The organism is Polaromonas sp. JS666, assembly GCF_900103405.1.
Taxonomy (GTDB): Bacteria; Pseudomonadota; Gammaproteobacteria; order Burkholderiales; family Burkholderiaceae_C; genus Polaromonas.
In genome coordinates, this window is record NZ_FNHX01000011.1 from 120,001 (window position 1) to 125,686 (window position 5,686).

Sequence of the window (5,686 nt, forward strand, 5' to 3'; positions counted from 1 at the left end):
GCGGAGCCTTGCGCCCTATCAGGCTCCAGTCCTTGCGGCTTTTGAGCCTCACCTCGCCCGGCGGCGTCGCCGCGGCGAATTTCGCCAGCTCCCCGTAGTGGGCTGAGGGCCCCGAAGGATGGGAAATGATGCCCTTGCTGATGCTGAGTTCGTCCACCGGCAGCTTCCAGTCCAGCGACGCCGCCCCCAGCAGCGAAGCGCGGGCGGTGGCCGCGGCCGTGCGCAGCACCTCCCAGGCGTCGGCCACGCTGGACGAGGCGCCCGTGGCGTTGATGCCCAGCTCGCGGGCCAGCTTGCCCACCATCCATTCGCCGAGCCGCACCTTGGTCGGGCGCACCCGGGGAGCGCCTTGCGCCGCATAGTCGTCCACCTCCAGCGGATGGAAAGGCAGGCTGCCGACCAGCATGGCGACATTGCCGTAAATCGCATCTGAGCCGGCCTGTTCCAGGCTGACCCGCGCCAGCGGCACATCCAGTTCCTCGGCCACCAGCATGGCCAGCGCGGTGTGCACGCCCTGCCCCATTTCGCTGCGCGGCATGGCCAGCACCACGCCGCCGTCGGCCCGTATCTTGATCCAGCCGTTGAACACCACGCCCGTGAGGTCGGGTTCCGCGCCGGCCGGCCAGGGATGGGCCGCGCTACCCAGGCGCGAGCGCGCCGGCAGCACGCCCCAGCCAACCAGCAGCGCGCCGGCCGCGCCCGCGGCGCTGAACAGCCAGGCCCGCCGCTTCATGCCTTGGCCTTCTTCGCGGCAGCGCCGGGTACCATGGCGGCCGCCCGCTTGATAGCCAGGCGTATGCGCTGGTAGGTGCCGCAGCGGCAGATATTGGTCATGGCCGCGTCGATGTCCGCATCCGTCGGCCTGGGGTTTGTCTCGAGCAGCGCGGCGGCGGCCATCAGCATGCCCGACTGGCAGTAGCCGCATTGCGGCACCTGCTCGGCAATCCAGGCCAGTTGCAGGGCGTGGGGTTTGTCCGGCGTGCCCAGCGCTTCAATGGTCTGGATGCGCTTGCCCTGCACGGCGGACACCGGCACCGAGCAGGAACGCACGGCCTGGCCGTCGATGCGCACGGTGCAGGCCCCGCAGGCCGCCACGCCGCAGCCGAACTTGGTGCCGGTCATGTTCAGCACGTCGCGCAGCAGCCATAACAGGGGCATGCCGGGATCGGCGTCGGCCTGGACGAGCCGGCCGTTGATTTGCAGTTCCACGAAATCTCCCTCAGTGATGCGTCGCCCAAGCCGATGACTATATCGGCGAGCCCCGGCAGGCGATAGGGCGGCCGCGCCACACCGGCCAGGCCGCCAATCGTAAGGACTTGTATTCACCGGCCGGGGGTGCCATGAACGCCGCGTGGCCGCCGGCCTGCGCCCAGGGACGGATAATCCCTCTTCTATATGGCACTTATTACCCTCCTGGACGCCCAACTCGCTTTTGGGCACGTCGCACTGCTGGACCACGCAGATTTTTCCCTTGAGAGCAACCAGCGCATAGGCCTGATAGGCCGCAACGGCACCGGCAAGTCATCCCTGCTCAAAATCCTCGCCGGCCTCGAAAAACCCGATGACGGCACGCTGCAGCTGCAGCAAAACCTGCGCATCGCCTACGTGCCGCAGGAGCCCAGCCTGGACCCGCATGCCACCGTGTTCATCGCGGCCAGCGCCGGCCTGGCGCGCACCCGCCACGTGGTCGAGCAATACCTGGCGGCCGACGAAAACACCGACCTGGACGCCCTGCAGTCGGAAATCGAGGCGCTGGACGGCTGGACCTGGGAGCAGCGCGTGGAGGAAACCCTGCACCGCCTGCACCTGGACAAGGACGCCATCGTCGGCTCGCTCTCGGGCGGCACCAAAAAGCGCGTGGCACTGGCCCAGGCGCTGGTCGCCAAGCCCGACGTGCTGCTGCTCGACGAGCCGACCAACCACCTGGACCTGGACTCCATCGCCTGGCTGGAAGAGCTGCTGGTCAATTTCAACGGCAGCATCATCACCATCACCCACGATCGCGCCTTCCTGGATCAGGTCGCCACCGTCATCGTCGAGCTGGACCGCGGCAAACTCAACAGCTACCCCGGCAACTTCGCCCAGTACCTGGTGCAAAAGGAAGAGCAGATGGCCCAGGAGGCCGTCATCAACGCCAAGGCCGACAAGCTGCTCGCCCAGGAAGAAATCTGGATCCGCAAGGGCGTGGAAGCGCGCCGCACGCGCAGCGTGGCCCGAATCGGCCGCCTCGAAGCCCTGCGCGCCAACCGCGCGGCCCGCCGCGATGCCGTCGGCCGCGTCAACCTCGATGTCTCCAGCGGCGAGCGCAGCGGCAAGATCGTCGCCGAGCTCAGTAACGTGAGCAAAAGCTTCGGCCACCCGGGCAGCGAAAAGCTCATCGTCAACAAATTCACCGGCACCCTGCTGCGCGGCGACAAGATCGGCCTGCTGGGCCCCAACGGCGCCGGCAAAACGACGCTGCTCAAGCTCATCCTGGGCGAGTTGCAGCCCGACGCGACCACGCCGCCCGGCAAGGTGCGCCAGGGCGCCAACCTGCAGGTGGCCTACTTCGACCAGATGCGCGACAGCCTGGACCTGGACGCCACGCTGGAAGACTTCATCAGCCCCGGCAGCGAATGGGTGGAGATCAACGGCGCCAAAAAACACGTCAAGAGCTACCTGACCGACTTTTTGTTCTCGCCGGCTCGCGCCAATTCGCCGGTGCGCACCCTCTCGGGCGGCGAACGCAACCGGTTGCTGCTGGCGCGCCTGTTCGCCCGCCCGGCCAACGTGCTGGTGCTCGACGAGCCGACCAACGACCTGGACATCGACACCCTGGAACTGCTGGAAGACCTGCTGCAAAACTACGAGGGCACGGTTTTCCTGGTCAGCCACGACAGGCGCTTCCTCGACAACGTGGTCACCAGCACCATCGCCTATGAAGGCACGCCCGAGAACCCCGGCTTCTGGCGCGAATACGAAGGCGGCGTGACCGACTGGATCACCCAGTCCAAGCGCGCCGCGCAGATCACCGGCGGCGCCCGGCCCGGCCCCGGCGCTTCCAGCCCCAAGCCCGCCGGCAAAACCAGCAGCGAACCCAAAAAGGACGCGGGCGAAGCGCCCCCCGCCAAAAAGAAGCTCAGCTACAAGGAGCAGCGCGAACTCGACGGCCTGCCGGCGCTGATCCAGCAGCTAGAGTCGCAGCAAAAGGCAATTGAACAGGAGCTTTACGACGGCACGCTCTACACGACCAATGCCAAGCGGGCGGCCGAGCTCAATGCACGCAATAGCAAGATCGAGGAAGAACTGATGGAAGCATTGCAGCGCTGGGAAACGCTGTCATCGTAAAGCTACCGTCGTAAGCGCCCACTCTCTTTTGTAGTTCCATCCGGGCGGGGCTTGCGTGGTCAAGCCGGGCTCCTACACAAAGAGTCGGCACCCGCGCAGGCGGCCTCGCCAACCGGCACATCTCCTTAGGCTACAGTGGTCTGCACCATGCCGACCACCCCCAGCGTCATTTCCCGCAAGCTTGTCCTCCCGGCGTTGCGGCAGCTGCTGCCGGCGCTGGCGCTGGCCTTCACTGCCTTGTGGCTGGCCGGCTGCGCCTCCCTGCCCAGCGAGGTGGACAGGCCGGTGTCCACCGCCCTGGCCAAGCCCGAAGAAACCCGGCTGGGCGCGCTGGTGGCGGCCCGCGCCGCCAAGGCCGGCACACGCAACGATTCCGGCTTTGCGCTGGTGGGCGACGCCGAGCTCGCCTTCACCAGCCGCATGACCCTGATCAAGGCCGCGCAGAAAACCCTGGACATCCAGTACTACGCCATCTTTGCCGACGACACCACCGAACGCATGTTCGAGGCCCTGCGTGAGGCCGCCGGCCGCGGCGTGCGCATACGCATATTGCTGGACGACTTCAACACCTCGGGCAAGAACGCCCAGGTGCTCAAGCTCGCCTTCGAGAAAAACTTCGAGCTGCGGCTGTTCAATCCCCTGCCCGGCGGGCGCGGCTCCATGGTGATGCGCATCCTGAGCAACCTCAAGGACGCCGCGCGCCTGCAGCGGCGCATGCACAACAAAATCTTCGTGGCCGACAACGCGGTCGCCATCACAGGCGGCCGCAACCTGGGCGAAACCTACTTCGGCCAGAGCAAGGGTACGAATTTTGTGGACATCGACGTGATCGCCGCCGGCCGCATCGCACGCGACCTGTCCGCGAGCTTCGACCAGTACTGGAACAACCCGCTGGCCTACCCGGTGCAGTCGCTGATGACCGCCAAGGAGATCGAGGCCCTCAAGCCACCGCCCGCCGGTGCCCAGACCGCCAACCTCAACCGGGAAGATCCGGCGACGCTGGCCGGCGCCACGCAAGCCGCCATTGCCGAATCGAACGCCTCCGCCGCATCGGCCGCCGCGCTGCCCGACTCCACCGACCTGCGCCTGCTGACCTGGACCTGGGCGCCCTCCGTCCTGCTGGTCGACAAACCGTCCAAGATCGCCGCCGATGCCGACAGCACCGGCGAATCCCAGGACACCACGGTGGACGGCCTGCTGCAGCTGATGTCGCAGGCCAAGGGCAACCTGCTCATCGTCTCGCCCTACTTCGTGCCCGGCGAACGCATGATGGTGCAGTTCGCCGACCTGCGCCGGCGCGGCGTGCGCGTGCGCGTGCTGACCAACTCGCTAGCCTCCAACGACGCGCCCGCCGCCCATGTCGGTTACGCGCGCTACCGCAAGGCGCTGCTCGACCTGGGTATAGAGCTCTATGAAATGCGCGCCGAGCAGGAGGGCTCTTTCTCGAGCTTCGGCTCATCCGCGCTGGGCGGCGGCTCCACGGGCGGCTCCACCAGCGGCTCGCGCGCCAGCCTGCATTCCAAGGTGGTGGTGATGGACGACCGCCTGCTGGTGGTCGGCTCCATGAACCTGGACCTGCGTTCGCAGCTGCAAAACAGCGAAGTCGCCATCGTCATCCGCAACCGCGCCATCTCGGCCGAGGCCACGCGCCTGATCGAACCCACGCTGGCCGCCGGCGCCTACCGCGTGGAACTGGACGAGCAGGGCCAGATGGTCTGGCGCGCGCCCCAGGGCTCGCAACTCAAGGACTCCCGCGTGGAACCCGACGCGAGCCTGGGCCTGAAGCTGATGCTCAAGCTGATAGGGCCGTTTGCGCCGGATGAGATGCTTTAGCCGGGTCTTGCTCCGGCGAGCGCGCCGTCCCTTCCTTCCCTTCTCCGTCTTTCTGCTCTCTCTGCTGAGAGCTGCTGGCCGGGGGTTGCCCGGCGGCAACTCACTTTTCTTTTGCTTCGCCAAAAGCGCGCTGCGCGCGCGGGGTTTGCTCACTTCGCGTAGCGAAGTTACGCAAACACCAAAAGTAAGCAAAAGAAAAGGCGACCCTGGTTGCTGCGTCCCTCCGCTTCGCTGCGGGCAACCTGCGGTGCTCGGTCCAGCCGGGGTCAAAAACAACTCGCCTTCGGCTCAAACAAGTTTTTGCCCTGATCCGTCTGGCCCTGCGCTCCTCGGCGCATCCACAAGGGGGTGGGAGAAAAATACCGAATACCTGAAGAAACAAGGACACGCCATGGCGTGTCCTTGTTTGTATTTGTCTTCTATCCCCGCTCCCGATTGCCCCGTCCTGGCTGGGCCGAGGAGCGCAGACGTAGGCGGATCAGGGATCGCGCTTGTCTGAGCCGAAGGCGAGTTTGCGCGAGACCCC

Annotated in this window: 4 protein-coding genes (1 of these 4 cut by a window edge); 2 read left to right on the forward strand and 2 right to left on the reverse strand. The window is 66.5% G+C overall.

The features are described from left to right. Together BLQ85_RS20830 and BLQ85_RS20835 are read right to left on the reverse strand one after the other, a co-directional pair. Nucleotides 1-733 carry the start of a xanthine dehydrogenase family protein molybdopterin-binding subunit gene (locus BLQ85_RS20830; protein WP_074579885.1) on the reverse strand. The gene continues 1,580 nt to the left of window position 1, outside the view, so the window shows 733 of its 2,313 coding nt (coding positions 1-733); it begins with the start codon at nucleotides 731-733; the stop codon falls past the left edge of the window. Further along, a complete protein-coding gene (locus tag BLQ85_RS20835; RefSeq protein ID WP_074579886.1) occupies nucleotides 730-1,209 on the reverse strand; it encodes a (2Fe-2S)-binding protein in 480 nt (159 codons plus the stop codon). Before BLQ85_RS20835 ends, BLQ85_RS20830 begins: the two co-directional genes overlap by 4 nt. A gap of 186 nt (nucleotides 1,210-1,395) precedes the next feature. Here BLQ85_RS20835 and BLQ85_RS20840 point away from each other — a divergent pair, with 186 nt between their 5' ends. Beyond that, nucleotides 1,396-3,327 (forward strand): ATP-binding cassette domain-containing protein, encoded by a 1,932-nt coding sequence (locus BLQ85_RS20840; RefSeq protein ID WP_074579887.1) that lies wholly within the window; start codon nucleotides 1,396-1,398, stop codon nucleotides 3,325-3,327. Between the two features lie 147 nt (nucleotides 3,328-3,474). Beyond that, complete coding sequence (locus BLQ85_RS20845) at nucleotides 3,475-5,160, forward strand: phospholipase D family protein (RefSeq protein WP_175456165.1); 1,686 nt, start codon at nucleotides 3,475-3,477, stop codon at nucleotides 5,158-5,160. The last annotated feature ends 526 nt before the right edge of the window (nucleotides 5,161-5,686 follow it).